Source organism: Gordonia aichiensis NBRC 108223 (genome assembly GCF_000332975.1).
GTDB lineage: Bacteria > Actinomycetota > Actinomycetes > Mycobacteriales > Mycobacteriaceae > Gordonia > Gordonia aichiensis.
In genome coordinates this window covers 22,855-39,703 of the sequence record NZ_BANR01000021.1, presented here as the reverse complement: position 1 = coordinate 39,703, position 16,849 = coordinate 22,855, and the positions used below count along the sequence as shown (strand labels likewise).

General features: G+C 64.3%; 17 protein-coding genes and 1 tRNA gene. 10 read left to right on the top strand and 8 right to left on the bottom strand.

The window, feature by feature from the left end; translation table 11 throughout:
- Positions 1–52 precede the first annotated feature (52 nt).
- The 4 genes from GOACH_RS17250 to GOACH_RS17235 all read left to right on the top strand — a co-directional run bounded on the left by GOACH_RS17250 (position 53) and on the right by GOACH_RS17235 (position 4,707).
- Positions 53–1,306, top strand: a complete 1,254-nt coding sequence (locus GOACH_RS17250; protein ID WP_040519042.1) for a pyridoxal phosphate-dependent aminotransferase — start codon at positions 53–55, stop codon at positions 1,304–1,306.
- A 158-nt stretch (positions 1,307–1,464) separates the two neighbouring features.
- A complete protein-coding gene (locus GOACH_RS17245) occupies positions 1,465–2,499 on the top strand; it encodes an alpha/beta fold hydrolase (protein WP_005177478.1) in 1,035 nt (344 codons plus the stop codon).
- A 25-nt stretch (positions 2,500–2,524) separates the two neighbouring features.
- The gene (locus GOACH_RS17240) at positions 2,525–3,451 is read left to right on the top strand and encodes a metal-dependent hydrolase (RefSeq protein ID WP_005177475.1); all 927 of its coding nucleotides are present in this window, start codon (positions 2,525–2,527) and stop codon (positions 3,449–3,451) included.
- Between the two features lie 116 nt (positions 3,452–3,567).
- Positions 3,568–4,707 carry a PDR/VanB family oxidoreductase gene (locus GOACH_RS17235; protein WP_005177473.1) on the top strand — a complete coding sequence of 380 codons (1,140 nt, stop codon included), beginning with the start codon at positions 3,568–3,570 and terminating at the stop codon, positions 4,705–4,707.
- On the opposite strand, the gene GOACH_RS17230 is transcribed toward GOACH_RS17235, so the two are convergent.
- Positions 4,669–6,234, bottom strand: coding sequence for an MFS transporter (locus GOACH_RS17230; protein WP_005177465.1), 1,566 nt, complete (start codon positions 6,232–6,234; stop codon positions 4,669–4,671). The two genes, GOACH_RS17235 and GOACH_RS17230, sit on opposite strands and share 39 nt — an antisense overlap.
- Positions 6,235–6,322: 88 nt before the next feature.
- Here GOACH_RS17230 and GOACH_RS17225 point away from each other — a divergent pair, with 88 nt between their 5' ends.
- Both GOACH_RS17225 and GOACH_RS17220 read left to right on the top strand, forming a co-directional pair.
- Complete coding sequence (locus GOACH_RS17225) at positions 6,323–6,901, top strand: TetR/AcrR family transcriptional regulator (RefSeq protein WP_005177461.1); 579 nt, start codon at positions 6,323–6,325, stop codon at positions 6,899–6,901.
- 16 nt (positions 6,902–6,917) lie between these two features.
- Positions 6,918–7,724 carry a MerR family transcriptional regulator gene (locus tag GOACH_RS17220; RefSeq protein ID WP_005177460.1) on the top strand — a complete coding sequence of 269 codons (807 nt, stop codon included), beginning with the start codon at positions 6,918–6,920 and terminating at the stop codon, positions 7,722–7,724.
- Here the strand turns inward: GOACH_RS17220 and GOACH_RS17215 are convergent.
- From GOACH_RS17215 to GOACH_RS17200, 4 genes are all read right to left on the bottom strand, one after another.
- On the bottom strand, positions 7,689–9,071 hold the full coding sequence (locus GOACH_RS17215; protein ID WP_005177458.1) for a hypothetical protein: 1,383 nt from the start codon (positions 9,069–9,071) through the stop codon (positions 7,689–7,691). The two genes, GOACH_RS17220 and GOACH_RS17215, sit on opposite strands and share 36 nt — an antisense overlap.
- A gap of 122 nt (positions 9,072–9,193) precedes the next feature.
- Positions 9,194–10,615, bottom strand: a complete 1,422-nt coding sequence (locus GOACH_RS17210) for a UDP-glucose dehydrogenase family protein (RefSeq protein ID WP_040519041.1) — start codon at positions 10,613–10,615, stop codon at positions 9,194–9,196.
- 188 nt (positions 10,616–10,803) lie between these two features.
- The gene (gene dcd, locus GOACH_RS17205) at positions 10,804–11,373 is read right to left on the bottom strand and encodes a dCTP deaminase (RefSeq protein ID WP_005177454.1); all 570 of its coding nucleotides are present in this window, start codon (positions 11,371–11,373) and stop codon (positions 10,804–10,806) included.
- A gap of 28 nt (positions 11,374–11,401) precedes the next feature.
- Entirely contained in the window at positions 11,402–12,172 is a 771-nt protein-coding gene (locus GOACH_RS17200) for an SDR family NAD(P)-dependent oxidoreductase (RefSeq protein ID WP_005177452.1), read from the bottom strand.
- Positions 12,173–12,303: 131 nt separating this feature from the next.
- Here GOACH_RS17200 and GOACH_RS17195 point away from each other — a divergent pair.
- Positions 12,304–12,374 (top strand) — tRNA-Gly (locus GOACH_RS17195).
- Positions 12,375–12,573: 199 nt separating this feature from the next.
- Positions 12,574–13,152: an NADPH-dependent F420 reductase gene (locus GOACH_RS17190; protein ID WP_005177449.1), complete on the top strand. Its 579-nt coding sequence runs from the start codon at positions 12,574–12,576 to the stop codon at positions 13,150–13,152.
- 15 nt (positions 13,153–13,167) lie between these two features.
- Here GOACH_RS17190 and GOACH_RS17185 read toward each other — a convergent pair whose 3' ends face one another.
- Positions 13,168–13,629, bottom strand: a complete 462-nt coding sequence (locus GOACH_RS17185) for a hypothetical protein (protein ID WP_005177447.1) — start codon at positions 13,627–13,629, stop codon at positions 13,168–13,170.
- A 96-nt stretch (positions 13,630–13,725) separates the two neighbouring features.
- Between GOACH_RS17185 and GOACH_RS17180 the strand changes: the two genes are divergently transcribed.
- Entirely contained in the window at positions 13,726–14,688 is a 963-nt protein-coding gene (locus GOACH_RS17180) for an ABC transporter substrate-binding protein (RefSeq protein WP_005177445.1), read from the top strand.
- Between the two features lie 4 nt (positions 14,689–14,692).
- The gene (locus GOACH_RS23150) at positions 14,693–15,598 is read left to right on the top strand and encodes a siderophore-interacting protein (protein WP_005177443.1); all 906 of its coding nucleotides are present in this window, start codon (positions 14,693–14,695) and stop codon (positions 15,596–15,598) included.
- Positions 15,599–15,662: 64 nt separating this feature from the next.
- Here the strand turns inward: GOACH_RS23150 and GOACH_RS17170 are convergent, their stop codons facing one another.
- Together GOACH_RS17170 and GOACH_RS17165 are read right to left on the bottom strand one after the other, a co-directional pair.
- Complete coding sequence (locus GOACH_RS17170; protein WP_245551932.1) at positions 15,663–16,286, bottom strand: phosphoribosyltransferase; 624 nt, start codon at positions 16,284–16,286, stop codon at positions 15,663–15,665.
- A 33-nt stretch (positions 16,287–16,319) separates the two neighbouring features.
- Positions 16,320–16,775, bottom strand: a complete 456-nt coding sequence (locus tag GOACH_RS17165) for a nuclear transport factor 2 family protein (protein ID WP_005177439.1) — start codon at positions 16,773–16,775, stop codon at positions 16,320–16,322.
- Between the last annotated feature and the right edge of the window lie 74 nt (positions 16,776–16,849).

The following is a 16,849-nucleotide window of genomic DNA, read 5'->3' as shown; positions in this document are numbered from 1 at the left end:
TACTCGACGGCCCGAAAAAACCCGGTTGCCTGCGGCTGAGACAATTGAACCCGTGAGTAGGCCGTATGTATCGCACCTGAACCAGAACCTCAAGCCGTTGGAGCAGTCCCAGAAGCTGCAAGACGTCTGCTACGAGATCCGTGGGCCGGTGCACGCGCATGCGGCACGACTCGAGGCCGAGGGTCATCGGATCATGAAGCTCAACATCGGCAACCCGGCGTTGTTCGGCTTCGAGGCACCCGACGTGATCATGCGCGACATGATCCACGCCCTGCCGTACTCGCAGGGATACTCGGAGTCGTCGGGCGTGCTCTCGGCCCGGCGGGCGGTGGTCACCCGATATGAGCTGCTCCCCGACTTCCCGTACTTCGACGTCGACGACGTCATCCTCGGCAACGGCGTCTCCGAGCTCATCACCATGACGATGCAGGCGTTGCTCAACAACGGCGACGAAGTACTCATCCCAGCCCCCGACTACCCGCTCTGGACAGCCATGACGGCCCTGTCCGGCGGTACCGCGGTGCACTACCGCTGCGATGAGGACAACGAGTGGAACCCCGACATCGCCGACATCGAAGCCAAGATCACCGACCGCACCAAGGCGATCGTCGTGATCAACCCCAACAACCCCACCGGCGCGGTCTACTCGCGTGAGGTGCTCGAGCAGCTCGTCGACGTCGCTCGACGCCACTCGCTACTCATCCTGGCCGACGAGATCTACGACAAGATCCTTTACGACGACGCCGAGCACGTCAACATCGCATCGCTGGCCCCTGACCTGCTGTGTCTGACGTTCAACGGGCTCTCGAAGGCCTATCGCGTCTGCGGTTACCGGGCGGGCTGGGTGGTGCTGACCGGCCCGAAGGATCACGCCAAGGGCTTCATCGAGGGGCTCGGCATTCTCGCGTCGACGCGCCTGTGCGCCAACGTTCCCGGCCAACACGCGATCCAGGTCGCGCTCGGCGGCTACCAGAGCATCGACGCCCTCGTCGCTCCCGGTGGACGTTTGTACGAGCAGCGCAACGTGACCTGGGAGAAGCTGAACGAGATCCCAGGCGTCAGCTGCGTCAAGCCCAAGGGCGCGCTGTATGCGTTCCCCCGTCTCGACCCCGAGGTCCACGAGATCCACAACGACGAGCTGTTCGTCCAGGACCTGCTACTCCAGGAGAAGATCCTGGTCGTTCAGGGCAGCGGGTTCAACCTCGAGGATCAGCACCACTTCCGTATCGTCACACTCCCCTGGTCACGCGATCTCGAGGATGCGGTCGAACGGATCGGCAACTTCCTGTCGTCCTACCGCCAGTAGCCCGATGGCCGGAGCCGTCGGCGCGATTTCCGACAGTTTCGACGGTTCCGGCGGTCTCCTCCGCGTGCTTATGTGACACTCTACGTTGTCACCATCTCTGGACATAGCTGTGACTCTCGGTTACGTTAACCTGGATCACAGTTCCAGAGGGGTGACGTATGAAGCAGTGGGTCGAACGGCGAACGGACGTCAACGGCGTGCGCCTTGCGGTGTTCGAGTTCGCCGAACCCGGCCGTGTTGCATCTGTCAGTCGCGACGGCGTCGCATCTGTCGGTCCCGACGGCGTCGCATCTGTCGGTCCCGACGGCGTCGCATCAGCCGGCCTCGACGACCGTCCGACGGTCCTGTTCGTGCACGGCTGGCCCGACACCCATCACGTGTGGACACAGGTCGCCGCACAACTCGCCGACGACGTCCGGGTCGTCGCATACGACACCCGCGGGCTCGGCAGCAGCGACAGTCCGCGCGGAGTGTCCGCGTACCGCATCGAAACCCTCGCCGACGACCTGTACGCGGTTGCCAGGTCGGTGAGCCCGGATGCGCCCGTGCACGTCGTCGCCCATGACTGGGGTTCGATTCAGTCGTGGGAGGCCATGTCGCGCGACGACGCTGCGGAGCACTTCGCATCGTTCACCACGATCTCCGGGCCCTGCTTGGACCACGTGGGCGTCCTATTCCGCGAGAACATCTCGCATCCGACGCCACGCCGGGTCCTCGACACCGTGCTGCAGTCGATCTTCTCGACCTACATCCTGCTCCTCCACCTGCCACTGGGCCCGACGCTGATCTCTGCGACCGTCGGCTCGCCCGGCGCGTGGAAACGTTTCCTACACCTCATGGACGGCACCCCAGCCGAGCAGATCGTCGTAGCACCGTCGCTGCGTCGCGACATGCGTTCGGGGGCGCGGTATTACCGGGCCAACATGGTGCGCAAGGTGGCCGCGCCCAACCCCCGCACGACGAAGGTGCCCGTGCTCGAGCTGGTCAACACCCGCGACTTCGCGGTGCGAACCCACCTGCTGCGCAATACCGGTCGCTTCGCCCCGGACCTGACGCGGCTGGAATCCCCGACCCCTCACTGGGTCCCGACAACCAACCCGGGTTACATCGCAGACACGATCAGAGATTTCTTGGGACGCTTCGCTTCCCGTAGATCTACCGTGACCACATCCGACCGCGCTTCGATTCGCTGACCTGCCACGCAAAGGAGCATGCATCGTGCACGCACACGCCGAGAAGGTGGACATCACCTCAGCACATTCTGTTCACGACGACGGGGCGGACCCCGGCGACGTCGAGCTCCATGCGCGCAACGTGGCGTTCGACTGGAGCGACGTTCCGCTGCATTGGATTCCCGAACACCCGATCGCATCCGACTTCATCAGCGTGCTCAATCTGCTTCTCCCCGAGGGCGAGCGGTGGTTCGTGCAGACCTACAACGAAGCGCTTCCGCTCGTGCGTGACGAGGAACTGGCGGCGACCATGCGTGGCTTCATCGGACAGGAGGCCATGCACGCCGAGGCGCATGACCACGTGCTCTGGGAGTTCCTCGATCACCATGGCATCGATCCACGGCCATATGTCCGCCAGATGGAGTGGGTGTTCCGAAAAGTACTCGGCCCGTTGGAGAAGGGCTCGGCAGAGGACAAGCAGAAACACCTCATCGAGCGTCTCTGGCTGATCGCGGCCGTCGAACACTACACGGCGATCCTGGGCGACTTCGCTCTCAACAACAAGTGGACCGAGGCGGGTGCTCACCCGACGATGGCCGACCTGTTCACCTGGCACGGTGCAGAAGAGGTCGAGCACCGAGCGGTCGCTCACGACGTCGCGGTCTATTTCGGCGACAGCTATCTTCGACGCGGCCGCGCGATGTTCATCGCGCTACCGGCGCTCATGATCCTGCTGTTCCGTGGTTTCCGATTCATCACCAGCCAGGACACCTCGATTCGGCACAACAACTATTTCTATCGGCAGTACCACTACATGCGCGGGGTGCGGGCAGGCGTACTGCCGACGATCCGCAGCGTGCTGTTCGCGACGCTGAGCTACTTCCGACCCGGCTTCCATCCGTCCGAAATCGGTTCGACCGCACAGGCCGTGGCGTATCTGGCATCCTCGCCAGCTGCCCGCAACGCCGCCTGAGCCCGCGAGAACCCACGACACTGCCCGAAACCGGCCATCGTTTCCCGCAACCTGCCATCCATCCCCGAGCAGACCGCGAATACCCAAGCACAGACCATGAATCCCTGGAACAGACCATGAATCAGCGTGCACATCCGCACACCACCGAGATGACCTCACCGCCGCCACATCTGTACGGCCGGTGGCGCCACGATCCGCTGATGACGTTCGGGACAGTGCTGTCGAAGACCTGGCTTCCGTTCTGGCGCCCGTTCTCGCCATTGCACCCCACCCCGGAGAGCGATGGTGTCACCACGCTGCGCATCGTGGGCCGAGAGGTCGTCGCGCAGGACGAGAACGTCGTCGCGCTGACGTTCGCAGGTCTCGACGACCAACTCCTCGATCAGTGGCATGCGGGTGCGCATCTCGACCTTCTACTGCCGTCGGGCAGGATGCGTGAGTACTCGCTGTGCGGAGATCCCGCAGATCGCCACACCTACCGCATCGCCGTGCGGCGTATCCCCGACGGCGGCGGCGGTTCGATCGAGGTGCATGACACTCTGCGCATGGGCGATACCGTGCGAATCAAGGGACCACGCAATGCGTTTCCGATCGCACTACCCGGCCACGGCTCGCAGGCTCGCTCTCTCCGGTTCGTTGCTGCGGGCATCGGGATCACACCGATCCTGCCGATGTTGGCGGCGGCGGAGCGATTCGGACTCGACTGGTCGATGATCTACACCGGTCGCAGTATGGACTCGATCCCGTTCCGCGACGAGGTCGCAGAGTTCGGTGACAAGATCACCATCCGCACCGACGACGAGCACGGGCTGCCGACGATGGAAGAACTACTCGGTCCGGTGGATCCCGAGACCGGGAGGGCGCCCTCGGGGCTCGCGGTGTACTGCTGCGGCCCAGTCCCTATGCTCGAATCGTTGCGACGCCATCTGCGCGACCGTCCCGACATCGAGTTGCACTACGAGCGATTCAGCCCGCCACCGGTGGAGAACGGGCGGCCGTTCACGGTCACGATCGGATCGACCGGACAGACGATCGACGTCGGGGCCGACGAGACCCTGCTGTCCGCGCTACGCAAGGAGATTCCGACGGTGCCGTATTCATGCCGTCAGGGTTTCTGCGGTACATGCAAGATCAGGACGTTGTCTGGTGCGATCGACCACCGCGACAACATCCTGACCGAGCCGGAGCGTAACGCGGGCTCCATCCTCACCTGCGTGTCACGCGCGGGTGGCGATCACCTCACCGTCGACCTCTGACGCCTGCTCGGACTCGGGTTCGGTTGTGCGTGAACCGCCCACGCCGCGCAGAAGTACAGCTGCCGCCACGGCTGCCACCGCCGTCACCACAACGGCGACCCACACGGCGCTGTGCAGACCCTCGACGAACACCTCTTGCACGGCAACAGTCATGCGCTCCGACATCGAGGTAGGCGCACGTGATGCCACCTCGGCCCCGCCCATCACCGACTGCTCGGCAATCTCGGCGAGGTGAGCTGGAAGGCCAAGCCCACCAATCCGTTCCGAGACCGACGACGCGTACACAGACGTCAGCACCGAACCGAGCACTGCCACACCGAGGGTGCCGCCGATCTCGCGCGTGGTGTCGTTGACCGCGCTGCCGGCACCGGCTTGCTCCGGTCGAAGCGAATCCATGATCACTTGCGTACACGGACCGGAGATCGCGGCGAGCCCAGCAGCCATCAATGCCATCGACCAAATGATGAGCTCCCAGTAGCCCGACACCCGTGACGAGATCTCCACGAGCGCAAAGCCGGCCGACATCAGGACGGCCCCGGTCGTGACGACCCACCGTGGGCCGACCCTGTGCGCGAGCGCCATCGCGATCGGTGAACACATCGCCGTCACGAGCGCGAAAGGCAGTGTGCGCAGACCAGCTTCGAAAGGCCCGTAGCCCTTGACCGCCTGGAAGAACTGGGTGATGAGGAAGATGAATCCGAAGAGCGAGAAGAACGCTACGGCGATCATCCCTGCTGCGGTAGCGAATCGGCGATTGGCGAACAATCGAACGTCGAGAATCGGATGGGTCACCGTGAGTTCGCGCCACACGAACAGACCGACCACCGCGACCGCGATGACGAGGCCGACAATGGTCCGCGGATCGGCCCATCCGACGTGCGGTCCCTCGATGACCGAGTAGGTCAGCAGCCCGAGTCCGAGTACCGACAAGACCAGGCCGAGGACGTCGAACCGCGCGACCGACTCCGGCCGCGTGCCCGGCACGACCGCGAGCACCGCGAGCGCTGTCACAGCAGCGATGGGCAAGTTGACCCAGAACACCGACGCCCACGAGAAATGCTCGAGCAACCATCCACCGAGTACCGGCCCGATTGCGACCGCGACGCCTGACGTTGCACCCCACACTCCGACCGCGGTCGCGCGTTCGGCACCGCCGGGGAAGATCGCGATGATCAGAGCGAGGGTCGCAGGAAAGACAAGCGCTGCGAACACACCGAGTCCCCCACGCGCGACGATCAGTTCGCTCAGCGTGTTCGACGACGCGGCCAACGCCGACACCGCGGCGAAACCCGCGATACCGGTGACCAGCATCCGACGATGACCGAAGCGGTCGCCGAGGTACCCGCCGGTGAGGAGCAGACCGGCGAACACCAGCGTGTAGGCGTCGACGATCCACTGCAGGCCCGAGGTCCCTGCTTCGAGATCGCGCGCCATGGTCGGCAACGCGACATTGACGATCGTGTTGTCGATCATCACCAACAGTTCGGCCAAACACAGCGCACCGAGCGCCAACCATCGTGAACGCATCAGACTCACCTCCGGTAATGGATTGCTGTTCCACTATTGTAGAACAATGTTCTTATATAGAAGAACACTGTTCTAGTAGGCTGTCAACATGGCCTCTTCCCGAAGTCCGCGTCGTACTCCGGCCACCGAGGTACGCGCCAACCTCATCGCCTCGGGGCGTCGAATCCTCGAACGTGACGGCGCTGCCGGACTCACCGTCCGCTCCGTTGCGACCGAGGCCGGAGTCGCACCGATGGGTGTGTACAACCACTTCGACGGCAAGGAGGGTCTACTCGACGCCCTGGTGAGCGATGCATTTGCCGAGTTCACCCGCATGATCGACGTGACGGACGACGACGCGCGCGACCGACTGGCGCACAGCGGGCGGGCGTATCGGGAGTTCGCGCTCAGGTACCCGATCGTGTATTCGCTGATGTTCGGCTCCGACCACCATCCCGACTCCGACGTCGCCGACCACGCCTTCGAAGTCCTCACCGACCACATCCGCTACGGGCAGAACGCGGGCCTACTCACGAGGGCCGACCCCCACGAGGTGACGATGCAGGTCTGGAGCTGCGTGCACGGTGCGGTGTCGTTGGAATTGGCCGGCACGCATCCGCCGACGATCGATCCTGGCACCAACTACGAGCACGTCTTGGCGATGGTGCTCCGCGGGCTGAGTGCGTGATGCGAGAATGGGCGCGATGAGCAGCGACGACAAGCCCACGACCGAGTACCGGATCGACGATCTGGCGAGGGCAGCGGGTACCACCACCCGCAATGTCCGCGGATACCAGGACCGTGGATTGTTGCCGAGACCGCTGCGTCGTGGCCGTATAGCGATCTACACCGATCTACACCTCGACCGGCTGAAGGTGATCAACGATCTGCTCCGCCGCGGGTTCACCATCCGACACATCGGGGAGTTCTTCAGCGGGATCCAACGCGGCGATGACTTGGCGGATGTCTTGGGACTTCGTGAGGTGGTCGCGGCGCCGTGGGGCAACACGACGACGACCTCGGTCACGGCCGACCAACTGCGCGAACTCCTCAACAACAGCAACCCCGCATACGTCACCCGCCTGATCGACCTCGGATTGATCACTCCCGAAGGGGCGGAAGATCCCCCTGCGTCGTTCACCGTGCTCGATCAGGAGACGATCGACGCCTACGCCCGACTCGTCCGACGCGGCCTGACATTGAATTCCATTCTGTCGGTGCACGAAAAACTCAGCGCACAAATGGACTCAGCCGCAGAAGCACTCATCTCGGCGGGCAGGGCAACGATCGCCGACGAGTACAAGGATGGGTGGATTCCGCAGACCGCCGCCGAATCCGATTGGGCACGCGACCTTCTCGTCGAACTCAGACGCGCGGGGTCGACGATCGCACACAACACGCTCGACCGCGCCCTCGACCGCGACATGGCGCGCCAGCTCGGCGACTATCTCGCCATTGCCGAGCGTGACGAATCGTCAGGGGACGACGATCGGCGGCAATCCACCCGGTAGCGGAATGACCGCTCGCGGTTTGGGTTTCGGTCTCCCGCCCCCGCGTGGCCGGGGCGTTGTGTCCGACTGCTCGGTCTGTGAGGGCGGCGGTGGCGGAGGCGGCGGGACATAGGTTGCCGCGGGTGCACGAGCCTCGTTGAGATCGGCAAGGTCGGCGTAGAGCTGAGTCGTCGTCGGAGCCTGCGTCGTCGTGACGGGGACCGAGGCGGACGGAGCCGCTGCGCCGTCGCTGAGTCCAAGTGCGGTGAGCGCCACCGCAACCCCGATAACGCCTACTGCGCCCACACCTACCGCGATCCTTCTCCGACTGCGCGGCATGAATTTCCCAGCTCCGCCGGCTTCTGCGCCCGGCGGCTGCGAATCCGAGGGTGCGGCAACGAGTTCGTCTGCCGTAGAGCCATTCTCGACCTCACGCCGTATGTCGACGCCCGGCGTTGCCGGGTAGACGAGTCGGTCAGGGTGCGCAGCTTCGTCGCGGGTCGCGAGTCGCGCCGAATACGCCAACGCGATGGGTTCGATCCGGTCGGTCACGTCGAACTCGTTGTCGACCGACCTCCCCTGCTGGGTCGGTGGTTGCGCGGGATGGATAGCAGGCTGACCACTCGGCACGTGCTCAACGGTCGGCGTCTGCGTGACCTGCGGTGGTTGCGTGTAGTCGACCCCGACGATGTCGGTGGTCTCCCCCACGGGTTCCCGTACGATCGTCGGCTCGGGCACCTGCTCGGGCGCCGCCAGCGAGGGCTGCTCGGTGGTCGCGGCCGGAATCGTCAGTGCGACGTCGTCGAGCACCACGATCGGTACGTCGGTGACCGGAGCCAGGATCTCGGGTAGACCCGGCCACGCGTTGTGCGACGAATCGAACACCAGCGCACTGACCCGACGTCCCGTGGACTCCGCGCTCTGCGCGACCGCGTCTGGCACGTGCTCGGCGCGGGCGAGGGTCGATTGCGCAACATCGCGGCGGGTGACGCGGAACAGGCGGACATGCTCCTCGCCCATGATGAATGTGCCGTCCGACTCGGCCAGACGATGCCGGCCCCGATAGCTCAGGAGGCGTAACTCTGCGACCCACTCGTCGGATTCGGGTGCGTCGACGCGTCCCGCACGTACGAGATGATCGGAGATCAGGACGTCGAGATCAGGGCCGCTGGTGCCGGGGGCGAGTCTGTGTGCGAACGCCGCACCCGAGCCGGCGTCGACGAGGGTCGCCGACACGCCCTCCTCGGCGACGGTGATCACCGCGAATGCGTCCACCAGCGTCGAATGTCGGCGGCGGAGATGGTCGGAGACACGCGCGATCACGGACGCGTCGACGACACGTCCGTCCGTGATCACCTCGTTGTCCATAGATTCGGTAGTCCCTACCATCGAGAAACCCCACAAGCCTTCTCGTGAGTCGGGTTCAGTTGCTCCTGTGCCGCGCCCGTTGACCGCTCCCCCGCAGTTCTGAGAGCCAACCTAGCATGACGTCAGTGATGCGCCACTCGTGTCACGCCTTCGTACGACATACCCGCCAATCCGACCGACCCGCGCCGGCCGGCGTCGACAACGCCGTCGGAAGCCGTCGTTCTGCCACCGAGTGCCACATACGACCAGCCCGCCCGGCGCCACGTCTGGGGATCGAGGCAGCGACGACCGTCGACGATGACCCGTGACCGCACAACGGGATCGAGTTCTGTCGGCGCCATGTGCACGAACTCCGCCCATTCGGTGGCGATCGCGACGACATCGGCGTCCTGAGCGGCCTCTGCGGCGGAATCGGCGTATCCGAGCATCGGATACATGCGACGCGAGTTGGCGTTGGCCTTCGGATCGAAAACAGTGACCGACGCCCCACGAAGTGCCAGTTGTCCTGCAACGCTCAGTGCGGGCGAATCACGCACATCGTCACTCTCGGGCTTGAACGCGGCACCGAGTACCGCGATGTTGGCGCCCAACAGTTCACGTGGACATGCCTGCGCGATGAGATCGACCATGGCGGAGCGTCGCCGCATGTTGATCGTGTCGACCTCGCGCAAGAATCGGAGTGCACCGTGCGCACCGAGTTCTTCTGCCCGTGCCTCGAAGGCGCGGATGTCCTTGGGCAGACATCCACCGCCGAATCCCAGTCCCGCGTTGAGGAATCGACGACCGATGCGTTTGTCGTGACCGATTGCGTCGGCCAGTGTGGACACATCGGCGCCGACTATCTCGCAGAGTTCGCTGATCGCATTGATGAACGAGATCTTGGTCGCCAGAAAGGCATTGGCCGAGACCTTCACCAACTCTGCGGTGGACCAATCCGTTTCGATGACGGGAGGGCCGGTCTCGATGATCTCGTGATAGACCTCGCGCAGAACTGTCCGTGCGACATGAGTATCGGAGCCCGGATCGGTACCGATCACCAGACGATCAGGCCGAAGAGTGTCTTCGACGGCGAACCCCTCGCGGAGGAACTCGGGGTTCCAGGCGAGATCCACCGACGCTTTCGACGAGGTCAACGTCTCGATCCGACGGGCGAGTGATGTGGCGGTACCCACTGGCACAGTCGATTTGCCGACGATGAGGTGCTCACCACGCAGATGCGGAACCAGCGCGTCTACAGCAGCCTCGACGTGGGAGGTGTCTGCAGCGTGCCCACGCGCTCGCTGCGGTGTTCCCACTCCGATGAAGTGCACCGATCCGTGTGCGGCAGCGGCAACGATGTCGGTGGTGAACGTCAGTCTGCCCGCAGAGATGTTGCGACGCAGAATATCTGCGAGCCCCGGCTCGAAGAACGGCACCTCTCCCGACGACAGACGGGCCACTTTGTCCGGATCAACGTCGACGCCGAGCACGTCGTGTCCGAGTTCGGCCATACACGCTGCGTGTGTCGCCCCCAGGTATCCACACCCGATCACTGTCAGCTTCATACCTGAAGTGACTACGGGGGCTGATCTTCCATCTCGCTACGAGGACGTGGCCAGTCGCGGGCGCGCGGGTGAATCTCGGATGTGCGCGGTGAACATGCGGGCAACGCGCAGACAACACGACTGGTCAGCCCGACCCGTGTCGTTCGTGCGGTTCAGTGACACAGGGGGTTCAGTGACACTCGCGCAATTCAGTCGCGGATGAAGTTCAGGTACGCCTTCGACGGCGTCGGGCCGCGTTGCCCCTGGTACTTGGACCCGACCGCTGCGCTGCCGTAGGGGTTCTCTGACGGGCTGCTCAGCTTGAACAGGCAGAGCTGACCGATCTTCATACCGGGCCACAGGGTGATGGGCAGGTTTGCCACGTTCGACAGTTCGAGCGTGATGTGCCCGGAGAATCCCGGGTCGATGAAGCCGGCCGTCGAGTGCGTCAGCAGGCCGAGGCGTCCGAGCGAGGATTTTCCCTCCAACCTGCCCGCGAGGTAGTCGGGCAGAGTGCAGATCTCCAGCGTCGAACCGAGCACGAACTCACCCGGGTGCAGCACGAACGGCTCGCCGTCGGCGGGTTCGACGAGGGTGGTCAGCTCGTCCTGGCGCTGTGCGGGATCGATGTGCGTGTAGCGGGTGTTGTTGAAGACCCGGAAGAGGTTGTCGAGCCGGACGTCGACGCTCGACGGCTGCACGAGGGACGGATCGAACGGGTCGATCGACAGGTTGCCGTCGGAGACCTCAGAGCGGATGTCGCGATCGGAGAGCAGCACGTCTGCGAGCGTATCCGACGACGTGGGGTCAGCTCACCGTGCGTTCGGCTATCGCGAGCACCAGTCGACGCGGAGCGAACCGCGCCCCATATGCACCGATCCGGTTGATCAGACCGTCGACGACGCTGGGTTTGCCCGCTTCGAGTGCGGTGAGCGCGGTGTCGACGACCTGCTCGACGGAGCGTCGTTGCTTCATCGCCGAACCGTCGCCCGCGACGTCGAAGAACTCGGTGTCGGTGGCGCCGGGGCAGACTGCCAGAACTCGTACGCCCACGCGGCGCCCCTCCGACCACAGTGCCTCGCTGAGCGAGAGGACGTACGCCTTGGTGGCGGCGTATACAGCCATTCGCGGAATGGGTTGGAAGGCAGCGTTGCTGGCGATGTTGAGGATGGCTCCTTCGCCCACATCGGACATGCGCTGCAGATAGGTGGTGGTGAAGTCGGTGAGTGCGCCGACGTTGAGCGCGACCTCGTCGCGGATGCGTGCGGGGTCGGCTTTGGCGAGGTAGCCGAAGGTGCCGAACCCGGCGTTGTTGACCAGGATGTCGACGCGCAGGCCACGACTGTCGGCCTCGGCGACCACCTTGTCGGCCGCACCGGGGATCGAGAGGTCCGCGGGGATGACCTCGGCTCGGATCTGATGCCGCGACGACAACTCGCCTGCGAGCGCTACCAGCTTGTCCTCACTGCGTGCGACGAGGATCAGATCGGCGCCGCGGGCGGCGAAGACGCGTGCGAACTGCTCGCCGATACCTCCGCTCGCTCCGGTGATCAGTGCTGTGCGGTTGCGGTACTCCATGTGCGGCCCCGTCGTCGTCGCTCGCCCACCTGCCGCGGGCCTTGCTGGCGAGGATAGTCACGCGATCGCGGGTGACCATCCGCTTCGGCGCCGAGGTTTGCTAGGCTGTCGTTCGCGAGTGACCCTCGCACGCCGATGTAGTTCAATGGCAGAACATCAGCTTCCCAAGCTGAATACGCGGGTTCGATTCCCGTCATCGGCTCCGTACAGCCCCGGTCGATCCGTCGACCGGGGCTGTTTCGTTTCTATCGACAGAGCGGGTCGGACATCCAACAACTGGACCACGGTCCGTTTATGTGATCTGCGCGTCATTACAACCGCCTCCGGAAGACCGCCGAGCGGCCTACGGTTGCGATGGGTAGGAGGCCCGAACCGGGCCCGCGAAATGGAAGGAACCAGACATGACCGAGGTAACCGTTTTCGGAAACGGCAACATGGGCCAGGCGATCGCCGGCGTGCTGAGCAACGACGGTGCAAACGTTCAGATCATCGGCAACGGCGACAAGGCTGCGATCACCGGTGACTTGGTCGTCCTCGCGGTGCCCTACCCGCAACTCGATGTCATCGCGACCGAGCGCGCAGACGAACTCGCGGGCAAAGTGGTCGTCGACATCACAAACCCGTTGAACTTCACCACTTTTGACTCGCTCGTGGTTCCCGCCGATTCCAGCGCTGCCGCCGAACTCGCCGCCAAGCTGCCCGAGTCCCGGGTACTCAAGGCGTTCAACACCACCTTCGCCGCAACGCTCAATTCGGGAACTGTCGGCGACTCCGGCCAGGCCACCACGGCGCTCGTCGCCGGTGACGACACTGCAGGCAAGAGCGAGCTCATCGATCTCGTAACAAAGGGCGGATTAAAGGCCGTCGACGCCGGAAGCCTCAAGCGCGCCCGCGAACTCGAGTCACTCGGATTCCTTCAGCTCACTCTCGCGAGTGCCGAGAAGATCAGCTGGGGAGCCGGATTCGCCGTGATCGCCTGAACACCGCGACGCCGCTCACCCCATCGGGTCCCGTGAGCGACACACACGATCGATGATGATCGATCCGGCGACAGACAGAGACAAGGCGACCGCAAACGGAACGGCGGTCACGAACAGGCCGAAATCGGGCATGCACAGCTCGATGGTGCAGACGTACTTGCCGCTGTACTGGTGGATCTGAGTTATCGAGAACGCAATTCCGAGTAGCCACACAATCGCAAAAGGGACGGTCGCGGCAGGGCTTCGCCCAGAGATGCGCAAGAGCACGCCGCTGATCAGCAATACACCCGCACCCAACACCGCCCACCGGTGGAAGTCCGCGACGAGGCGTGCCGACCCATCGATCGACCGCACGTCTGAGCGTAGGTAGTAGACCGCCAGCGCCCACGGAACCGCAACGGTCGCAATTACGTGCGCCACCTCCCACGCCCGACGCGCGGCACCGGTGTGACGCGAGCGGCGAGGTCCCACGCGCATATCGTCGCACGCTACGACGATCACCGTCTGCAGTAACCGGTTTCGACGACCCCCTAGCCTCGGATTCGTGCATTAGGTTAGGGTCACCTAATGCACATGAGGTCTCGATGGTTCACAGTGGCGCTCGCAGCGGTAGCACTCGTGGTCGGCGGCTGTTCGAGCGTCGACTCCGATTCGGAGTCGTCCCCGGGGTCGGCAGCGGGACCGGTGACGATCACACACCAGTACGGCACCACCGAGATCCCCAGCGCGCCGACGCGCCCCGTCACCTTGAATTGGACCTGGGCAGACGCGTTGATCAAACTCGACGTCCCGATCACAGCCGAGTTCGTCATGCAGGGCTACTCGGGACCGAACAACCGGTTCGAGTGGACCCCCGAACACTCATCGACCGTCGTGCCGTACACCACGACACCAGACATCGCGAGTCTCGCGAAGTACAAGCCGGACGTGATCCTCGCCGGATTCCTGCCAGACAAGGCCACGTGGGAGCGGCTACAGCAGATCGCTCCCACCATCCCGGTGCTCAGGCAGGGCACACAGGTCGACAGCTGGGAAGATGTAACCCTCACCGCGGGAAAGATCTTCGGCAAAGAGAAGGCAGCGGCTACCGCGGTTGCGGAGGTCAACGACCAACTCGCACAGGTCAAATCGAAGTATCCGAAGGCACAGGGCAAAACATTCACCTTCGCTCAGCTCAACCAACAGAATCAGCTTGGAGTGGTCACGTCAAAGAGCGACGCGGCGTCGAAGCTCATGGGACAGATGGGATTGGCACTCGACCCGGACGCGCAGGCGCTATCCCCTCAAGGGGAGCGAACCCTGGTCTCACCGGAAAGAATCGATGTCTTCCGATCTGACCTCTTGATCCTCTGGCCGCTCGCCGGTGGTCCTGAGGTGTTCGACAAGGTTCCGGGTTTCTCGACGCTGCCCGCCGTCCAACGCGGCAGCACCGTGTATCTCGACAATTCCAATGCTGCAGCGTTCAGCAGCCCGTCGATCTACTCGGTGCCGTGGGCGATCAAGAAGGTCGAACCCGCGCTGGCGAAGCTGGGCTGATCGGATGACTGACACGATCAAGTCGGGCATTCGCCAACGCGCACATGCCAATCCACCGACGAAGTGCACGTCGACGGTGGTCGACATCACCGAGTTGTCACGCGCGTTCATCCGCCTCGTATTCTCCGCAGACGATCTCGCCGACGTCGACCTCCACCCCGCCGACGCATTCAAGCTGGTCCTACCATCGTCACCGGAGGCATCGCACATCGGACCCGACCGAGGCGCGGACGGCAAACCCGAACAGTCGACGCCAGAGGCTCAGCCGGTCGTGCGTGCACTCACCGTTCGCGCATACGACAAGCACACCGGGATGCTGACGACGGACATCATGCGACATCCGTATGGAGCGCTGGCGGAATGGCTTTCCGATCTCAGCGTGGGCGACACCGTGACCTACGTGGGAATGAGACCGGAGTGGCACCTACCCGTCGACGTCGAGCGCATCCTCCTCGTCGCCGACGGGTCGGCGTTACCGGCACTCGCCGCCATCATCGAGTCGCTTCCCGAACACGTTGGCGGCCAGGCGTTCATCGCGCTCGACGACGACGCCGACCTCGCTCTGGTTCCCGCACACCCGGGAATCACGATCGAACATGTCCGCTCGCTCGGCGAGTTGCAGCAGAAGACCCCTGATGTGGCCGGCTCCGGTGACCGCATCCAGGCGTGGATAGCCGCCGAGACAGATGCCGTGCGATCGCTACGGCGACGTGCCACGCAGGATTGGGGCATCGCCCGCGACGACCTCCTCGCCCGCGCCTACTGGAAGTCAGGAGAAGACAGCACCGCCATCGACTCTGCCCGACTTCCCATGCTTCAGCAGGCGATGGCTGCCGGAGCAGATCTGCACGATCCAGCTCTCGCCGAGCGCATCGACCTCGAACTATCTGTTGGTGAGCCGACACTCTGAGACGTGACCGGTCGTGCCGGCGGTACTCACTGCCCGCGAAGGCACTCGATGACCTCAGCGTCGGTCACCTGATGAAAGTCATGATATGAAAGGCCACCGCACGAAAGGGTTGCGGGATGTCGACGCACACAACGCGATCGACCGACGCGTCGGCCTCGAATCGTTGTAGCGCATCCTGCGGGGCAGTCGGGACGGCAACGACGACGCCGATGGCTCCTGCCGCCCGCACGGCGCGCACCGCGACGGCCATCGTCGCACCGGTCGCGATACCGTCGTCGACCAACACCAGAGCACTGCCCGCGAACGAAGTCGACGGCCGCCCAGAGCGATACGTGTTCTCACGCTCGACGCGCAGCGCGTCCTCGTCTGCGATGATCCGCTGCAGCAGTTCGTCCGATACCCCGAGTTGTTGCGGCACGTCGTCGGTGATCAGGACCTGCCCTGCGGCGAGAGCGCCCATCGCGAACTCCGGCTGACCAGGCGCGCCGATCTTGCGTACCACGAGGACGTCCAGCGGAGCGTCGAGCGCGCGCGCCACCTCACATCCGACGGGCACACCTCCCCGGGCGAGTCCGACGACGACCAGCGGTGGCCGACCCCCGCCTGCAGTTCTGAATCCGCTCCCGCCCAACACGTCAGCGGCGTGGAGACCAAGCACGCGACCGGCGTCGGCCCTGTCAGTGAACACGACCGTGGCCTACATCGGCATGCCCCTCGCCCGTCATAACGCCAGACCGACCGCAGGTCCGGCCTTGACTGAGAAGCTCGGGAGATCCTTGAGATCGACTGTCGCCTCGTACGTCCGTGCGTAACCCGTCGCACTGATCAACCAGCCCTCGTCGGTGCGACGATACGAATCCGAGTAGAAGGCTGCGCCGATCATCATGAACGAGAAGGCCGGCACGATCACACGATCCTGCAGATACCACCGAGCAGTGGCCGTGTCACCGTCGACGATGATCTCGGGATGGTCGACGCGATGCTCGGTGATGACACCCGGCCCGACGGAGCTGCGCATGTACGCGACGAGTTCGCTTCTGTCACCGAACGACAGCGTCGTGCCGTACTCGCCGGTGACGTCCTCGGTCAGTGTCGCCGCGAACTCATCCCAGTCCTTGGTATCGAGCGCCCTCAGGTAGCGGTACTTCAGCGCCTTGATCGCCCCGAGATCATCCATGTTCCACGTGTACTCCGTGCAGACAGCCCGGATGCCCGGATTTGCGAAGTCGGCGAGAACGACGCCGGAGCGAA